The organism is Pseudomonas sp. PWP3-1b2 (genome assembly GCF_049896045.1).
GTDB classification, from domain to species: Bacteria; Pseudomonadota; Gammaproteobacteria; order Pseudomonadales; family Pseudomonadaceae; genus Aquipseudomonas; species Aquipseudomonas antarctica_B.
Genome location: NZ_JAFCTN010000016.1, coordinates 76,387 through 91,361 on the forward strand (window position 1 = coordinate 76,387; position 14,975 = coordinate 91,361).

Below are 14,975 nucleotides of genomic sequence, written 5' to 3' on the forward strand. Positions count from 1 at the left end.
GGTTGATCAGGGCCCACAGGGATCGGGTCAAACCAGGTGCAGCGCGGTCAGCAGCATGTCGATCGCCTTGATGCCCACGAACGGCACCACAATCCCGCCCAGCCCGTAGATCAGCAAGTTGCGACGCAGCAACGCCGCCGCACTGGCGGCCTGCACGCGCACACCGCGCAGCGCCAGGGGAATCAGCACCACGATGATCAGGGCGTTGAACACGATGGCCGAGAGAATCGCGCTCTGCGGGCTCTGCAAGTGCATCACGTTAAGCACACCCAGTTGCGGGTAGATCGAGGCGAACAGTGCCGGCAGGATCGCAAAGTACTTGGCCACGTCGTTGGCGATGGAGAACGTGGTCAGCGCGCCTCGGGTTACCAGCAACTCTTTACCGATCTGCACCACGTCCAGCAGCTTGGTCGGGTCACTGTCGAGGTCGACCATGTTGGCCGCTTCGCGAGCGGCTTGAGTGCCGTCGTTCATCGCCATGCCGACGTCAGCCTGGGCCAGCGCCGGGGCGTCGTTGGCGCCGTCGCCGCACATCGCCACCAGGCGACCATCGTTCTGTTCGTGACGAATGCGCGCGAGTTTTTTCTCCGGGGTGGCTTCGGCCAGCACGTCATCCACGCCCGCTTCGGCAGCAATCGCAGCGGCGGTCAGTGGGTTGTCGCCGGTCACCATGACGGTACGGATGCCCAGTTTGCGCAGCTCGGCGAAGCGCTCGCGGATGCCGGGCTTGACCACGTCCTTGAGGTGAATCGCACCGAGCAATTTGCCATCGGCGCACACCAGCAAGGGCGTGCCGCCGCTCTGGGCGATCTTGTCGATTTCACGCGACAGCGCCGGTTGCAGGTCACTGCGTTTTTGACCGATGAACGCCAGCAGTGAGTCCACGGCGCCTTTACGGAACACGCGGCCCTGATAGTCGACACCGGACAAACGGGTTTCGGCACTGAAGGGCACGGAAGTCAGCTGGTCCAGCGTCGGCTCGGCCTGCGGGTGCAGGGCGCGCAGGTATTCAACGATGGATTTACCTTCCGCCGTGTCGTCTGCCAGGGACGCGAGCAACGCGCCTTCGGCCAGGTCACGACCGCTGACGCCCGGCGCCGCGATCACTGCCGCGCAGCGACGGTTACCGAAGGTGATGGTGCCGGTCTTGTCCAGCAGCAACACGTGCACGTCCCCTGCTGCTTCCACGGCGCGCCCGGATTTGGCGATCACATTGAGGCGCACCAGACGGTCCATACCGGCGATACCGATGGCCGACAACAAACCGCCAATGGTTGTAGGAATCAGCGTCACCAGCAGTGCGACCAGGAACACCAGCGGCAGGCTGCCATTGGCGAAGTGGGCGAACGGCTGCAGGGTGACCACCACCAGCAGGAAAATCAGGGTCAGGCCGATCAGCAGGATATCCAGCGCGACTTCGTTGGGGGTTTTCTGGCGTTTGGCGCCTTCCACCAATGCGATCATGCGGTCCAGCGTGGATTCGCCGGGGTTGACGGTGATGCGGATCAGCAACCAGTCCGAGACCAGGCGGGTGTTGCCGGTGACGGCCGAACGGTCGCCGCCGGACTCGCGGATCACCGGTGCGGATTCGCCGGTGATCGCCGCTTCGTTGACGGCCGCGATGCCCTCGATGACTTCGCCATCGCCCGGGATCATTTCCCCGGAAGCGACGCGAACCACATCACCCTTGCGCAGGCTGGTAGCCGGCACAACCTTGAAAGTGCCGTCGGCTTCCTTGCGACGCGCACTCAGGCCTTCGCTGCCCGCCTTGAGGCTGTCGGCGCGGGCCTTGCCACGGCCTTCGGCCAAGGCTTCGGCGAAGTTGGCGAACAGCACGGTGAACCACAGCCACACGGCGATTTGTACGGAGACAAAGGTCGGCACCGAGGTGTCCGGCACAAAGCACAGCACGGTGGTGAGGATGGCGGTCAGTTCCACCACCAGCATCACCGGCGAGCGTTGCAGTTGACGCGGGTCCAGCTTAACGAACGCCTGGACCAGCGCCGGGCGCCACAGGGCGGAGATGGCGGTTTTGGCAGGCTCCTGGGTGGTTACAGGGGCCGCATTTTTTGCAGGCATATTCATTTTCATATCCCCTTAGAAGCCCATACTCAGGTGTTCAGCAATTGGGCCCAGTGCCAGTGTTGGCAGGAAGGTCAGGCCGCCCACCAGCAAAATGGTCACGGTCAACAGGGTCACAAACAGCGGGCCATGGGTCGGGAAGCTGTTCTGACCGATCGGTGCGGTCTTCTTCATCGCCAGGCTGCCAGCCAGGGCCAGTACCGGGAGGATGTATCCGAAGCGACCGAGCAACATGCTCAGGCTCATCATCAGGTTGTGGAACGAGGTGTTGGCACTGAAGCCGCCGAACGCCGAGCCGTTGTTGGCGCTGGCCGAGGTATAGGCGTACAGCAACTGGCTGAAGCCGTGAGGGCCAGGGTTACTGATGGCGCCTGCCGGGCCTGGCAAGCTGGCCGCGATGGCGCCCAGCACCAGAGTGCCGACCGGCATCACCAGCAAGGTCACCACGAGCAACTGCACTTCCTTGGCCTGGAGCTTCTTGCCCAGGTATTCCGGCGTGCGGCCGATCATCAGCCCGGCAAGGAACACGGCGATCAACACGTTGAGCAACATGCCGTACATACCGGCGCCGACACCGCCGAAGATCACTTCGCCGACCATCATGTTGACCAGCGAGACCATCCCGGTGAGCGGGTTGAGGCTGTCTTGCATGCCGTTGACGGAGCCGTTGGACGCCGCCGTGGTGGCCACCGACCACAACACGGTGCCGGTGGTGCCGAAGCGCGCTTCTTTACCTTCCAGCGGCGCAGTTTGCTCAACGGCCGGGTTGTTCAGGGTCGGGTTGGGCTGGTATTCGGCCCACAGCGAGGTCGCGCCGCCGATCAGGAACAAGGCCAGCATGCAACCCAGGATGGCGCGGCTCTGACGCAGGTCTTTTACGTAGTGACCAAAGGTGAACACCAGCGCGACGGGGATCAGGATGATCGCGCTCAGCTCGAACAGGTTGGCCCACGCCGTCGGGTCTTCAAACGGATGCGCCGAGTTGACACCGAAGAAGCCGCCGCCGTTGGTGCCCAATTGCTTGATCGCAATCTGGCTGGCCGCAGGGCCCAATGGGATCACCTGATCAACGCCCTGCAGGGTCACCGCGCTCACGTAATGAGCGAAGGTTTGTGGCACGCCCTGCCACACCAGGAACAGCGCAAACACCAGGCACATTGGCAGCAAGCCGTAGAGAGTGGCACGGGTCATGTCGACCCAGAAGTTACCCAACGTCTTGGTGGATTTACGACCGATCCCACGGCAAAAAGCGACCAGGACTGCCAGGCCGGTGGCTGCGCTGACAAAGTTCTGCACGGTGAGGCCGGCCATCTGGCTGAGGTAGCTCAGGGACGCTTCACCGCTGTAGTTCTGCCAGTTGGTGTTGGTCATGAAACTGACCGCCGTGTTGAACGCCAGGGTCCATTCCTGACCCGGCAACTTCTGCGGGTTCAGTGGGAGGTATTCCTGGAACAGCAGGACCGCGAACAACAGCACAAAACCGGCGAGGTTGAACGCCAACAATGCCAGCGTGTATTTCTGCCAGCTTTGTTCCTGATGCTCGTCCACGCCCGAAAGGCGATAGCACGCGCGCTCAACGGGGCCAAGCACCGGCGTGAGCCAGGTGCGCTGGCCTTCCATCACCTTGTAGTAGAACCGCCCCAGAAAGGGTGCTGGCACCAGCACCACGGCAAAGAAGGCGATGATCAGCCAATAGTCATAACTGTGCATAGCCTGCTCCTAGTTCCGATCCGCGCGTAACAGCGCAACCAGCAGATAAATGAACAGCGCCACGGCCAATAGCAGTGACACCCCGTCCAGAACGCTCATGGAAGTCTCTCCGAATTACGGCGATTGCCGCGTGTGGGGCAATTGTCGGCAGGAGTGGTGTAAAGGAACGAGAGCGAGGGTATGGGCCGGGCGTAAAGACGGCGTAAAGAGTGGGTTTATGCGGGGTTTACAGAGGGACTTGCAGGGGCATGGAGGGCCTCATCGCGGGCAAGCCCGGCTCCCACAGGTGGCTGAGGTGGCTGGGCTGGCATGTATTGAATGTGCGAGCCGGGCTTGCCCGCGATAGCGTCGGCTGGGGCTGCGCCGCACTCAACTGGTGCAATCCTGAAAATGTTCAAACGCCAAACCATCCCGCACGCGACAGTTGCGCGGCTTTACGACAATGATTCTCAGGCTGGCATGGCCGCTGCAACACCTTGAATCATTCCAACCGGTTCAGGGAGAGCAACAGATGAACACACAACTCAAACCCACTTTGGGCACTCTGCATTTGTGGGGCATTGCCGTCGGGCTGGTGATTTCCGGCGAATACTTCGGCTGGAGCTATGGCTGGGGCGTCGCAGGGACTTTGGGCTTTCTGGTGACCTCGTTGATGGTCGCGGCGATGTACACCTGCTTTATCTTCAGCTTCACCGAGCTGACCACCGCCATTCCTCACGCTGGCGGGCCGTTCGCTTACAGCCGTCGCGCTTTTGGAGAGAAAGGTGGCTTGATCGCGGGTTTGGCAACCCTGATTGAATTTGTCTTCGCGCCACCGGCCATCGCCTTGGCCATCGGCGCGTATTTGAATGTGCAATTTCCGGCACTGGACCCCAAACACGCAGCCGTCGGTGCCTACATCGTGTTTATGGGCCTGAACATCCTCGGCGTGAAACTCGCCGCCACCTTCGAGCTGGTGGTGTGCGTGCTCGCCGTCGCCGAGTTGCTGGTGTTCATGGGCGTGGTCGCCCCCGCGTTCAGCTTCAACAACTTTGCATTGAATGGCTGGGCCGGTGCCGACACCTTTGGCGCCCCGGCGATTGCAGGGATGTTTGCCGCCATTCCATTTGCTATCTGGTTCTTCCTCGCCATTGAGGGCGCGGCCATGGCAGCTGAAGAGGCGAAAGATCCCAAGCGCACCATTCCAAAAGCCTACATCAGTGGCATCCTGACCCTGGTGATACTGGCCATGGGCGTGATGTTCTTCGCTGGCGGCGTGGGCGACTGGCGCACCCTGGCAAACATCAACGACCCATTGCCGCAAGCCATGAAAACCGTGGTGGGTGAAAGCTCCGGCTGGCTGCACATGTTGGTGTGGATCGGCCTGTTCGGCCTGGTGGCGAGTTTCCACGGGATCATCCTTGGCTACTCGCGCCAGTTCTTCGCGCTGGCCCGCGCCGGTTACCTGCCCTCCTTCCTCGCCAAGCTGTCGCGTTTTCAGACACCGCACCGGGCAATCATCGCCGGTGGCGTGGTCGGTATCGCGGCCATCTACAGCGACGGGCTGATTAATCTGGGCGGCATGACCTTGACCGCGGCGATGATCACCATGGCGGTGTTCGGTGCCATCGTCATGTACATCATGAGCATGCTTAGCCTGTTCAAGCTGCGTAAGACCGAGCCGCTGCTGGAACGCACCTTCCGCGCGCCGGGCTATCCGATTGTGCCGGGTATCGCACTGGTACTGGCGGTGGTGTGCCTGGTCGCCATGGCCTGGTTCAACGCGCTGATCGGCTTGATCTTCCTCGGCTTCATGGTGGTAGGTTTCATCTATTTCCAACTGACCGCGCAAGACCGCGCCGATGCGCCGGCGGATGCGATGCTGACCGGACTCTAAGGTTAATGAGGCAGAACAGGCCTACACTGAACTACTCAGAAAGCCTGTAACTCAAAGCAGTTATTACCGTGGGAAAACTCTCCCACGGCGATCTGCCTCAAGGAGAGCCTTATGCCGTGGTATGCGTGGTTGATTATGGTGGTTGCGATCGGGTCGATCGTCGGTGGGCTGATGATGCTGCGTGACAGCGCCAACAAGGTGGAACTCACCGACGAACAACGCAAGCGCGTGGCCGAGCGCAACGTCCAGGCGGATGCCAAGGACGCACAGGACCGCTAGGCGGGCTTACTCCCATGCCGCCTTGGCAATATGCAAACCGTGCTGCCCGTTATAGGCAGCACGTGCCGGCGAGCTCCAGCCGCTGAGCAACGCCTCTTCCAATTTGTAGATTTCGACGCCCAACGGACGGCACACCGTCAGTGGGTCCTGCGCGTCCGGCCCCCACATCGGCAGCGACAGATCGCCACCCGGGCAGGTCGACAGCGCGCACAGCAAGTCAATCTCGGCAAAAAACTCCAGGTAGTCGCCCTTCTGCGCCGGGCAGGCTTTCATGAAATACATGTCGTCATGATTGAGGCCAGTGCACTGGAAGATATTCAGCACGTCGTGCACGTCAAACTCCGTCAGACCGTGAGGCAGAACGGCACGCGTAAGGTTTGAATGGCAATGATGGTGGAAATCTTCCCCCGTCAGCATGCGATTCACATAAGGATCGCACCGCGTGCCAAGCAAGTCGTGCAAGCGGCCACCGTGTTCATCAATGCCGTAACCCGCCAGGCTGTCATCGGTGATAGTCACCAGTGGCCTCAGAAACGGCAGATTCGACCACAGCCGGTCATGGGTGCTGACATGGGCGCCCTGCAACTGGCGCGTACGGGCTGCCCAAAGACGTTCACGCGGGTCATTGGCATTCCACACGTTGAAGTCACCCACCTGCGGGCCCACTGGCGTGGTGACGCGGAACACATGCCCGGCCGGCACTTTCCAAGCCCTGCCGGTGCGAATCGGTACTTCGAACTGCTCGATCAACGTGCGTTTATCGGCTTGGTCACGAATGCGTTCATAGAACGCAGTGTCGACTTGCAGGGCCGAACCTTTGCTGACCTGATAAGCAGCTGGATAGTCTTTGTACATGGGCAAACCTCCATCAAGGGTGATCAAACAGAGCCAGGGAAAGGCGTTCCGAATCGTGCAGGTAAAGGCTCATCGCCTCTTGCGCGGCGAGCTTGTTACCGTTTGCCAGCAGGGTGTAAATCTCGCAGTCCCGCTCCAGCCAGGGCGACTGGAAACGTCGTTCATCAGGTGCGGCGCAAAACACCAGGCGCAACTGGGCAATGACCTGCGCAAAAAACTCATCGAACAATGGGCTGCCTATCAACCCGACAATCTGCTGATGAAACAGCAGGCTGTGGGTGGCCACGGCACGCCAGTCTTCCCGTTCTCGGGCCAGGGTCGTGGCGTCAATGGCGTTTTGCATGCGCTCGGACTGGTCATTCGTCAAGGCGCGGCTGCCGGCGATGGCTTGTAATTCAAGGGTGCGGCGCACGACGAACAAGTCGCGAACCTCGTCAGGCACCAATCGTCGGACGATCACCCCTCTGTTGCGCACGTACCGTGCCAGCCCTTCGTGACCGAGGCGGTGCAAAGCCTCACGGATGGTGTTGCGTGAAGCGTTATAGACCTTCACCAAATCTGCTTCGACCAACGCCATGCCAGGCAACAGTCGACCACCGATAATGTCAGCTCGAAGCTCCAAGGCAATCTGATCGGCCAAAGTTAAAATACTGCCCATCGCTCCCCCTGATTGTTCAACAATCTATCCGCTAGGGGTAACCACTATCCATGCCAACTCTGATAACGGTACGCGCAAATCGACGCCAATGAGCAAAAAACATGGCGCGGGAAGCCAGGCCTGGATGACATGCCGTGACAGTGCGGGGCAGGCCTTTGCGCTGTGCAAAGGAGCATGAAGCTTGAATTCAAACGCGCATCATACAAACCATGAGCACGTCTTCGTCTTTATGGGGGCTTGTCCTGCGCTTTCCGATTATTTAGCAGGTCTGGCCGACGTAATTGGAGCCTTTCGCGGTCGCGGCAGGCGTAGACTTTTTAGATGCCTTTTGGTCACACGCAACACATTGGTATTAGCCCCGTCTGAACGCCAGGTTCAGCGAGACTTCCTGCGCTGGGGTCTGAAAGCCAAAGTAACCCCACAGAACGCTGGCGACAAAACAGGCCGGTCAATGACCGGCCTGTTGGTTTATCCTTCGATCCTTAGTTAAGTTGCAGCCTGTCCCGGTTTTTTTCCAGTAGCGCCTTGCCTATTCCTTTTACTTCCAGCAGCTCATCCACCGCCGAAAACGGTCCGTTGCTCTCACGGTAAGCAATAATCGCCTTGGCTTTAGCCGCTCCGATCCCAAACAGATCACGCCTGAGCGTTTCCGCGTCCGCTGAGTTGAGATTGACCTTGCTGGCCTGCTCAACCTTGGTCATTTGAGTAGCAAGGGGTACGGCAACCTCGGGCTTTACGGCAGGCGCAGCGGTAGTCGCTAACGAAACGGTGGCCAGGAAGGCGAAACAGAGGGAGGAAAAAGTAGTTCTACGCATAAAAGAGACGCTCCATAACATCAGTGAGAAAAGCAGCTTTCCGAAGCTGCTTTTCAAACATAGGTCATGTCTGACGCCTGTCAAAATGGGGAGCATTACAGGGTGTGTACGCTCATAGACCCGTCGCGTATATGAGTAGATTCTGCTGGGGCGATGAGTGGTAAAATGAAGAACTCCATTACGACATTGAAAGGTCAGAGTGTGCATAAACGCTATTTAAATCTGATTGGCCTCGCGTCGATTATCTTTTCGGTCGCCTCTCTTGTTGCTTTTTATCCGGGCGCGATGACGTGGGATAGTATGGATCAGTTGAGACAAGCCAGAACGGGTGAGTACACTGACTGGCAACCTCCCGCGATGGCTTTTGTCTGGAGTCTATTACTCAACCTAAGCGATGGGCCGGGTGGGATGTTGATATTTCACTTCATGTTGTTATGGGCCACTGCACTGATATTATTCAAGTGGTGTGCCAGGGAAGAGTATCGCTTTGGTTTTTTGTTTTTACTTTTACCGGTTCTTCCATGGATTTTAAATTTCCAGTTCACAATTTGGAAAGACGTTGGCATGGCCTATGCCTGGGGACTCGCTATTGCGATATGTATTTACTTCAGGGGCCAGGAAAAATTCCCCAAAGCCGCTGCGGCGTTGGTAATGGCGTTATTCATCTATGGCTCCGTTGTTCGCTCAAACTCACTGAGCGCGGGCGTTTTCCTGATGCCGTTCCTGGCAATCAGCATATTTAAAATCAATACAATAAAAAGCACTGTTGCGTTTATGGTCCTGGGCGGCGTAATCACTGTTTTGGCCCACCTATCAGCAGGCGCGTTATTACAAGCTAAAAAGACCCACTCCGTAGCCTATGTTATGTTCGATGATGTGATAGCGCTGAAACTGAGGGGAGTTAACGTCCCCGTCAACTTTCTGACCCCTGAGGAATTAACCGCTGTTGAGCACTGTGAATACCTCAACACCCATGAAATGGGAGCGGCTTTTTGCTTAAGCGATGAGCAGTTTACCTCCATCACCCAAGAACGTTTTCCTGACTTGAAAGCTGCCTGGCTTGAAACCGTACCTCGGCACATTTCCGTCTACGCCTCGTTCAGATGGAATGCTTTCCTGAACCTGATCCGTTTGCCTTCATTACCGCCCTACTATTACACCGAATTCACTGTAAAAAAACCACCGTTCTCTGTAGGTACAGAAAACAGGGAGACGTCAAAAAGTGAGCACTTGGTGAACAAATTTGTTACTTCTTCTGCCAAACTGATTCCCGGCTTGTTTAAACCTTACACCTGGCTGATCGTCTCAATCACCTTGATGATTTATTTCCAGCTGAGCACTGTCTTTCGCGGCACTTCATTTTGGTTACTACCGATGTCGGGGCTGTCCTATGTACTGGCCTATCTCCCGATTACACCCGCCGCAGATTTGCGATATGCTTATTGGCTGTGCTTCATCGCAACGCTCTCACTCTTTGCTTTCGTGAACATTCGATTTCAAGGAAAAACACACCAGCGATTTATTTAAATCCAATCCTATTGCCATTTCAAGCGCCCCTATTTCCATACTTAAAATACGGAGCAATAGGGGCTGCTGAATCCATATAACCGCGCCACCCTTGCTATCACAGTGGCGGGTTATAATGCCCAAAACATGTCTTGAACAATACAGACAAAATTGAAAGATTCCCCCTTACACTACTGATCTTCGTGGGCACTTCACCTTTCGGATAGCGCCTTGCCGTTGCCAGTTCAACACAGCGATACCCTAACTTTGGAGCCCGATACGAAAGGTAAGCCAACAGCTCGTAGGTCATGAACACATCACGAAACGGAGCGACTCTTGAATCAAGCAAGAGTTCACGACTGTAGGCCCGGAAGCCTTGTGTGGTATCAGTCCAGTTGAACCCTGAAAACAGACTAAGCGCCGGCGCGTGTATGAAACGAATGGCAAAATCCCGAGACATGGGCGTGTTCTCCGCCACGCCGCCTGGCACAAAACGAGAGGCCTGGACGAAATCAACCCCGCTTTTCAAAGCCTCTATAAACTGTGGAATGGCTTGCGGGTCGTCTTTATCATTTCCGTCAATCGTGATAATCCCTTCATAACCTTGATCAAGTGCGAACGCATAAGCACAACGAAGTTGCGCGCTCAGTTTACCAACCGCCGTCTTGACCAAAAGCCCTCTTACCTCTACCGCTTGCAAGGCGTGAATATCCAAAGAGCCGTCGGTCGTTCCCCCATCGACAATTAAAATATCAGCCTTATCGGAGATGTTGAGCGATGCCATCTTGCCCAACATGTTCTTGATGCGATCACCCTCGTTAATTACCGGAATTACCACGCACCAAGGATGCCGACGCCCAAGCCACAGAGGTACGTCATACGATGGAACCTGCCAGCTTTCACGCGCCGGGGCTGGAATATCAGAGAAGTTCATAATGTTGTCTACCTTCACGCCACGCGAGCAGTAATTAAACCGACTCCAATAATCACCAATACGATCCCGGCCGCTGTTGTCCAGTGGAAGGGTTCACGGAAAAATAAAACCGAAGACAACGCCACTGTCGCTATCGCCCCGGCGGTCAGTACCGGATGCGCCACATTCAACGGTAGGCGCGCCAAGGCGGCCGCGTACAGTAAAAAAGCACACCCATACATTCCCAGCCCCAGCCAAAAAGGCCAGTTGCCGAGCGCTGCGACGGGATCGTCGAGGGAGGGAAACTTTCTTGGGGACATCATCGCCATCTTTACCAGCACACTGGCAGATGCATTGGATAGAATCCCGAGGATCAGTATTAACCATTTGATACTCATACGACGTCCCCCGCCACAGCACTCCGGTAGTGGCGAATCGCTACTTGAATGGCTCTTTCGATAGACACCTCATGCCGCTCGTTTGAAGTCGCAACCATTTCAATCGTTAAGACGTGATTCGGTAAGTATTGGCCCACTGCCAGTGACATCAACCCATGAACGGATTTGCCATCGCCCAAGGGTAATAAATCGGGCTCACTGGCATGGACGTGGCCGATCAAAGCAGAAAAGTCCCGAAGAATAACGGAAGGGTCCTCACCATTTATAGTGAGCGCACCGGTATCCAACTGCATGAGTATCGCCGGATGCGCGACCGCTCTTACGACTTGGGCGGTTTCAACACTATCAACCATGAAGTTTGCGCCATAACAGACCGGGTTTGGTTCCAGACAGATCGTTACACCGTAGGCCTGAGCAACATCTCCTAACTGCCTGAAAAAAGGTATCGCTACCTCCAGCGCCTGCTGATCATCCAAACCTGTACGATCCCGATTTTTAGGCGAGCCGAAGACAATTCGAGTCGCCCCCAATCCCGAACCTATGCGGCAAACCGCTGCCAAGTGCGCCTGCAACTTTGCGCGGCTCTCGGTTGAGCCGAATACATTCAAACCGGTAGTACCGAATAGCAGTGCTTGCATACCTGTGATGTCGATCTCTCGATCAGCCCACCACTTTTTAACTCGTGCAATATCCGCATCGGTTGCCGCAACGGGGTGCGCAAAGTATTTTCCCGGTGCAATGTCAATCGCATCGATAGCGTAGCGATTCAAAAGCGCCGCAATGACTTCGTCTTCGGGAACGTCCCATGCAATATTTGAAATTGCTAGTCTCATAAAGTACCGCCCTTGCCCGCAAGCGGTTCAGATTGGGCATAGGACCGAATAGCCTGGACAGTTTCGCGATGACTGTACTGATAACGTCCCACCCCGCCAAATACTTCAGCATGTTTGCTCTGGAAATCATACTTTACCGGACCGGCAGGCAAGTGATTGGAAAACGACTGTCCAAATCCAAGAGACGAAATATCGCTCACGCTGATCGGCACCGACGTCAGGTGAATCAACTTCAAACCTGCGGCAAGTGCGCACTGAACGTCGGACCACAGATTAACCATAGGGTAAAACTGAAAGACTCCGCGGCTATCGATAGCATCAAGATTATTATTGTTCAAAACATCAAAAATGACATTTTTTCGTAGCCCGGGGCCCACCAAGCCAGGCAAACGAACGATCAAATGATTTTCAAAGTTCTCTTCAACAAATTTCTCCAACATTCTGCGATGCAGCCCATAGGCATGCAACCCTTCTTCCGAAACTACTGAATCTTCGTCAACACCGATGGGCTGCTTAAATACATCAACCGTGCTGATCAGGATAAACACTTTGCAGTTAATGGTTTTCAAGTGAGCAATTAGCGCTTCAATTTTCTGACGATCACCCTCAGGATCTTTATTGGCAATCCATTTTTGCGCCGGCGCCCCCGCGCATACCACCACGCCAAAAGGTTTGTTGTCGATATCACCGATATTGGTTGATCGAAATAGATGTTCGAACGTACGTTGCCTAAGCAGCGTGCCCCCGACAAAACCCGAGAACCCAATCAACGCGTCCAATTCAACCCCCACACTCGGCAACCACAGGACTCAATACGGTGTCGACCGCCAGCGCGTCAAATGACCTCATCCAACTTCTCCAAGACGTCATATATATTATCGATCTTCCCGCCAAGGACAGAGTAACACCCAGGCAAGTCCATATGTTTTTCGAAAAGAATTGGCCGACCATCATCACTCTCATTTTTGGTCAACACAGTCTTAACTTCAAATAGAGACTTCTTATACTCCGCGTTCAACAGCTCAGGCATATAACGAGCAGCGTCTCTCACCATGCGATCAACTCGCGTCTCTTTATGATAACGCTTTAGTTTTTCGTAGGGGTCAGTGCCTCGTTGATCATGCCAGTGCACGTGAGGGGTATAGCGGACATGCGATAATGTGTGCAGCCCACAGGCCGGGAACGGCATCAGTGAAAAAAATGGTCCGTCCATCACCGTCACGCCCAGTCCGCAGAGTGCTTCAGGCATTTGCATCAATGCCATTTCTGTTATCTCCTGCTTGAGCCCACTGCACACACCGGAAAAATCGCCAAAGAGCTGGTTGAGACCGCTGTAAGTACAGTTGAAGACGAACCGGCCTGTGAGGAGTCTCATTGAGCCCTGCTGGTCGCGTATGGCCACTTGCAGCGGTGTATCCAGCCCCTTTGAAACGGCTGTCACACAAGTGTCGTAGAGAATCTCAACCCCGCCTTGCGTCAACTCCTGCTCGGCCAAACTGGCAAGCCTGGTGGCGTCAAATACATACTCTTTTACGATGTAGACTTCTTCAATTAGCCGAGGCTCAAATAAGCGCCGCAGTGTGGGGTCAGCCACTCGAAAATCAGCACCGATGTCTCGACAGAAGCGCTCGAACTGCCGGGCCGTGACTTTTGAATTTCGACGAGCAATCGCGTACAGCTTGGTAAAATCCTGCTTCACTGCAGATGACCAGTCTTGAACAAACCGGGGCAAATTAATGCGGCTTCTGTAAGCGGTGGTAAAACTTCGTGGGTAGTGGTAGCCGTTATGCACGCGCGCCTGGTTATTATAAGAGGCACGGGTTAACAAGGCAGACTCACGCTCAATGAGCACAACACGCTTGAGCCCCCTTTGTTTTACAAGGTAGGCAGCTATGGCTGCACCATAAAAGCCACCTCCGATGATGATCGCATCATGACTACTGGCCTGCATCACAACGTACGTTCATTGACGCCAGACTTTGCCCCGGATGAATCCGACGCTACCTCTTCCAGGTTCAACTTCTCAAGACGGGTAATGTGCGCACTGGTGAACTCCTGGCCGACATGATAAAGCGGACCTTCATTCGATAAGCTCGCCATGTTCAGGATGTATTCCCCTAACACAAGCAACACCAGGGAAATCAGAAAAAACATTCCCGACAACTGTAACGAGAAACTGATCCAGCCAGGTGCAACATCTGTTTTTAAAATAGCAATGCAAACTACATAGACGCAGTACAGTATATTGGCAACTGCACCAAACAGAGAGAGTGACGTCACCAGCCGCATCGGCGCACGAGTCGTGGATACAAGCAGGCGCATCCCCCGATCAATACTGTCCCCTAAACGTTTCGGAGTTGACGCGATGGGCGTGGCGCTGTAATCCAAATAAGCACGTGCGAAGCCGCCCGTCGCAGGAAGGTGTCGATAGGTAATCGCTGGCTGAGGATGCTGCAGGATGAAGTTAATGACACGCTTGCTGACGATTCGATACTGCGGCGCCTCTCTGGCCAGGTGCACGCCGTTAAACCGATTGTAAAGACTATGGAAAGCAGTGTTCGCCCAACGATAAGCCAGGCTCTGCCTGGACTTTTGTGCGTTGTTGGCAAATACGACGTCTGCTCCACTGACGGCTTGGTCAAGCATCTGAGGAACGAATCGGATGTCATCAGAAAGAGGATCAATTACTGCAACGAAGTCACCCAGCGCGTTCTCCAGTCCCACCCAGAATGCAGTGTCTATATCCACTTCCTTGGTCAAGGCATAAACCTGCAAATTCGCCAATCCGGTTTCGCTGGTCAATCGCTTGAGTACGCGGATACTGTCGTCATCCGAAGCGTTGTCCACGACAATCAACTCGTAGTCACTGACGATGGGGGCGATGGCCGAGGCAGCCTCGCAAAGGAGCTGTTCGATACCATCAGCTCTATTACGGATGACGAAGACCACAGATAAAAAACAAGGGAAAAACGTCATCTGGCACTCTCTTGAAAAATAATAGCCCAGGGCCCGACCAGTAGAAGTTCGGCCAATGAGCCGAGTAAAGCCCA

15 protein-coding genes are annotated in these 14,975 nt (G+C 55.6%); 3 read left to right on the top strand and 12 right to left on the bottom strand.

The window, feature by feature from the left end:
• Positions 1 to 27 precede the first annotated feature (27 nt).
• The 3 genes from kdpB to kdpF are packed head-to-tail and all read right to left on the bottom strand — an operon-like array spanning position 28 to position 3,891.
• On the bottom strand, positions 28 to 2,085 hold the full coding sequence (gene kdpB, locus ACP7A2_RS12985) for a potassium-transporting ATPase subunit KdpB (RefSeq protein ID WP_426134510.1): 2,058 nt from the start codon (positions 2,083 to 2,085) through the stop codon (positions 28 to 30).
• A 12-nt stretch (positions 2,086 to 2,097) separates the two neighbouring features.
• The gene (kdpA, locus tag ACP7A2_RS12990; protein WP_426134511.1) at positions 2,098 to 3,792 is read right to left on the bottom strand and encodes a potassium-transporting ATPase subunit KdpA; all 1,695 of its coding nucleotides are present in this window, start codon (positions 3,790 to 3,792) and stop codon (positions 2,098 to 2,100) included.
• A 9-nt stretch (positions 3,793 to 3,801) separates the two neighbouring features.
• On the bottom strand, positions 3,802 to 3,891 hold the full coding sequence (kdpF, locus tag ACP7A2_RS12995) for a K(+)-transporting ATPase subunit F (protein ID WP_003218754.1): 90 nt from the start codon (positions 3,889 to 3,891) through the stop codon (positions 3,802 to 3,804).
• Positions 3,892 to 4,303: 412 nt separating this feature from the next.
• On the opposite strand from kdpF, the gene eat reads away from it, so the two are divergent.
• Complete coding sequence (gene eat / locus ACP7A2_RS13000; RefSeq protein ID WP_426134512.1) at positions 4,304 to 5,668, top strand: ethanolamine permease; 1,365 nt, start codon at positions 4,304 to 4,306, stop codon at positions 5,666 to 5,668.
• Between the two features lie 111 nt (positions 5,669 to 5,779).
• Positions 5,780 to 5,947, top strand: a complete 168-nt coding sequence (locus tag ACP7A2_RS13005; protein ID WP_348056311.1) for a DUF2897 family protein — start codon at positions 5,780 to 5,782, stop codon at positions 5,945 to 5,947.
• 6 nt (positions 5,948 to 5,953) lie between these two features.
• Here ACP7A2_RS13005 and ACP7A2_RS13010 read toward each other — a convergent pair whose 3' ends face one another.
• From ACP7A2_RS13010 to ACP7A2_RS13020, 3 genes are all read right to left on the bottom strand, one after another.
• Positions 5,954 to 6,802: an urea carboxylase-associated family protein gene (locus ACP7A2_RS13010; RefSeq protein WP_348056309.1), complete on the bottom strand. Its 849-nt coding sequence runs from the start codon at positions 6,800 to 6,802 to the stop codon at positions 5,954 to 5,956.
• Between the two features lie 13 nt (positions 6,803 to 6,815).
• Positions 6,816 to 7,460, bottom strand: a complete 645-nt coding sequence (locus ACP7A2_RS13015; RefSeq protein ID WP_426134513.1) for a GntR family transcriptional regulator — start codon at positions 7,458 to 7,460, stop codon at positions 6,816 to 6,818.
• 482 nt (positions 7,461 to 7,942) lie between these two features.
• Positions 7,943 to 8,275 (bottom strand): ComEA family DNA-binding protein, encoded by a 333-nt coding sequence (locus ACP7A2_RS13020; RefSeq protein WP_426134537.1) that lies wholly within the window; start codon positions 8,273 to 8,275, stop codon positions 7,943 to 7,945.
• A gap of 165 nt (positions 8,276 to 8,440) precedes the next feature.
• On the opposite strand from ACP7A2_RS13020, the gene ACP7A2_RS13025 reads away from it, so the two are divergent.
• Positions 8,441 to 9,802: a hypothetical protein gene (locus ACP7A2_RS13025; protein ID WP_426134514.1), complete on the top strand. Its 1,362-nt coding sequence runs from the start codon at positions 8,441 to 8,443 to the stop codon at positions 9,800 to 9,802.
• 97 nt (positions 9,803 to 9,899) lie between these two features.
• Here the strand turns inward: ACP7A2_RS13025 and ACP7A2_RS13030 are convergent, their stop codons facing one another.
• The 6 genes from ACP7A2_RS13030 to ACP7A2_RS13055 are packed head-to-tail and all read right to left on the bottom strand — an operon-like array spanning position 9,900 to position 14,901.
• Complete coding sequence (locus ACP7A2_RS13030) at positions 9,900 to 10,715, bottom strand: glycosyltransferase family 2 protein (RefSeq protein WP_426134515.1); 816 nt, start codon at positions 10,713 to 10,715, stop codon at positions 9,900 to 9,902.
• Positions 10,716 to 10,729: 14 nt separating this feature from the next.
• Complete coding sequence (locus ACP7A2_RS13035; RefSeq protein ID WP_426134538.1) at positions 10,730 to 11,086, bottom strand: SMR family transporter; 357 nt, start codon at positions 11,084 to 11,086, stop codon at positions 10,730 to 10,732.
• 2 nt (positions 11,087 to 11,088) lie between these two features.
• On the bottom strand, positions 11,089 to 11,925 hold the full coding sequence (locus tag ACP7A2_RS13040) for a sugar phosphate isomerase/epimerase family protein (RefSeq protein WP_426134516.1): 837 nt from the start codon (positions 11,923 to 11,925) through the stop codon (positions 11,089 to 11,091).
• Positions 11,922 to 12,704 carry a pyridine nucleotide transhydrogenase gene (locus ACP7A2_RS13045; RefSeq protein WP_426134517.1) on the bottom strand — a complete coding sequence of 261 codons (783 nt, stop codon included), beginning with the start codon at positions 12,702 to 12,704 and terminating at the stop codon, positions 11,922 to 11,924. Before ACP7A2_RS13045 ends, ACP7A2_RS13040 begins: the two co-directional genes overlap by 4 nt.
• A 56-nt stretch (positions 12,705 to 12,760) precedes the next feature.
• Positions 12,761 to 13,876 (bottom strand): FAD-dependent oxidoreductase, encoded by a 1,116-nt coding sequence (locus ACP7A2_RS13050; RefSeq protein WP_426134539.1) that lies wholly within the window; start codon positions 13,874 to 13,876, stop codon positions 12,761 to 12,763.
• Positions 13,876 to 14,901 carry a glycosyltransferase gene (locus ACP7A2_RS13055; protein WP_426134518.1) on the bottom strand — a complete coding sequence of 342 codons (1,026 nt, stop codon included), beginning with the start codon at positions 14,899 to 14,901 and terminating at the stop codon, positions 13,876 to 13,878. Before ACP7A2_RS13055 ends, ACP7A2_RS13050 begins: the two co-directional genes overlap by 1 nt.
• Between the last annotated feature and the right edge of the window lie 74 nt (positions 14,902 to 14,975).

What these genes read in the sequence shown, in the direction of transcription:
- ACP7A2_RS13015 (WP_426134513.1), bottom strand. Translation starts at nt 7,460, where the DNA reads ATGGGCAGTATTTTAACTTTGGCCGATCAGATTGCCTTGGAGCTTCGA.
- eat (WP_426134512.1), top strand. Translation starts at nt 4,304, where the DNA reads ATGAACACACAACTCAAACCCACTTTGGGCACTCTGCATTTGTGGGGC.
- kdpA (WP_426134511.1), bottom strand. Translation starts at nt 3,792, where the DNA reads ATGCACAGTTATGACTATTGGCTGATCATCGCCTTCTTTGCCGTGGTG.
- ACP7A2_RS13025 (WP_426134514.1), top strand. Translation starts at nt 8,441, where the DNA reads ATGAAGAACTCCATTACGACATTGAAAGGTCAGAGTGTGCATAAACGC.
- ACP7A2_RS13010 (WP_348056309.1), bottom strand. Translation starts at nt 6,802, where the DNA reads ATGTACAAAGACTATCCAGCTGCTTATCAGGTCAGCAAAGGTTCGGCC.
- ACP7A2_RS13020 (WP_426134537.1), bottom strand. Translation starts at nt 8,275, where the DNA reads ATGCGTAGAACTACTTTTTCCTCCCTCTGTTTCGCCTTCCTGGCCACC.
- ACP7A2_RS13030 (WP_426134515.1), bottom strand. Translation starts at nt 10,715, where the DNA reads ATGAACTTCTCTGATATTCCAGCCCCGGCGCGTGAAAGCTGGCAGGTT.
- ACP7A2_RS13040 (WP_426134516.1), bottom strand. Translation starts at nt 11,925, where the DNA reads ATGAGACTAGCAATTTCAAATATTGCATGGGACGTTCCCGAAGACGAA.
- kdpF (WP_003218754.1), bottom strand. Translation starts at nt 3,891, where the DNA reads ATGAGCGTTCTGGACGGGGTGTCACTGCTATTGGCCGTGGCGCTGTTC.
- ACP7A2_RS13005 (WP_348056311.1), top strand. Translation starts at nt 5,780, where the DNA reads ATGCCGTGGTATGCGTGGTTGATTATGGTGGTTGCGATCGGGTCGATC.
- ACP7A2_RS13050 (WP_426134539.1), bottom strand. Translation starts at nt 13,876, where the DNA reads ATGCAGGCCAGTAGTCATGATGCGATCATCATCGGAGGTGGCTTTTAT.
- ACP7A2_RS13055 (WP_426134518.1), bottom strand. Translation starts at nt 14,901, where the DNA reads ATGACGTTTTTCCCTTGTTTTTTATCTGTGGTCTTCGTCATCCGTAAT.
- kdpB (WP_426134510.1), bottom strand. Translation starts at nt 2,085, where the DNA reads ATGAATATGCCTGCAAAAAATGCGGCCCCTGTAACCACCCAGGAGCCT.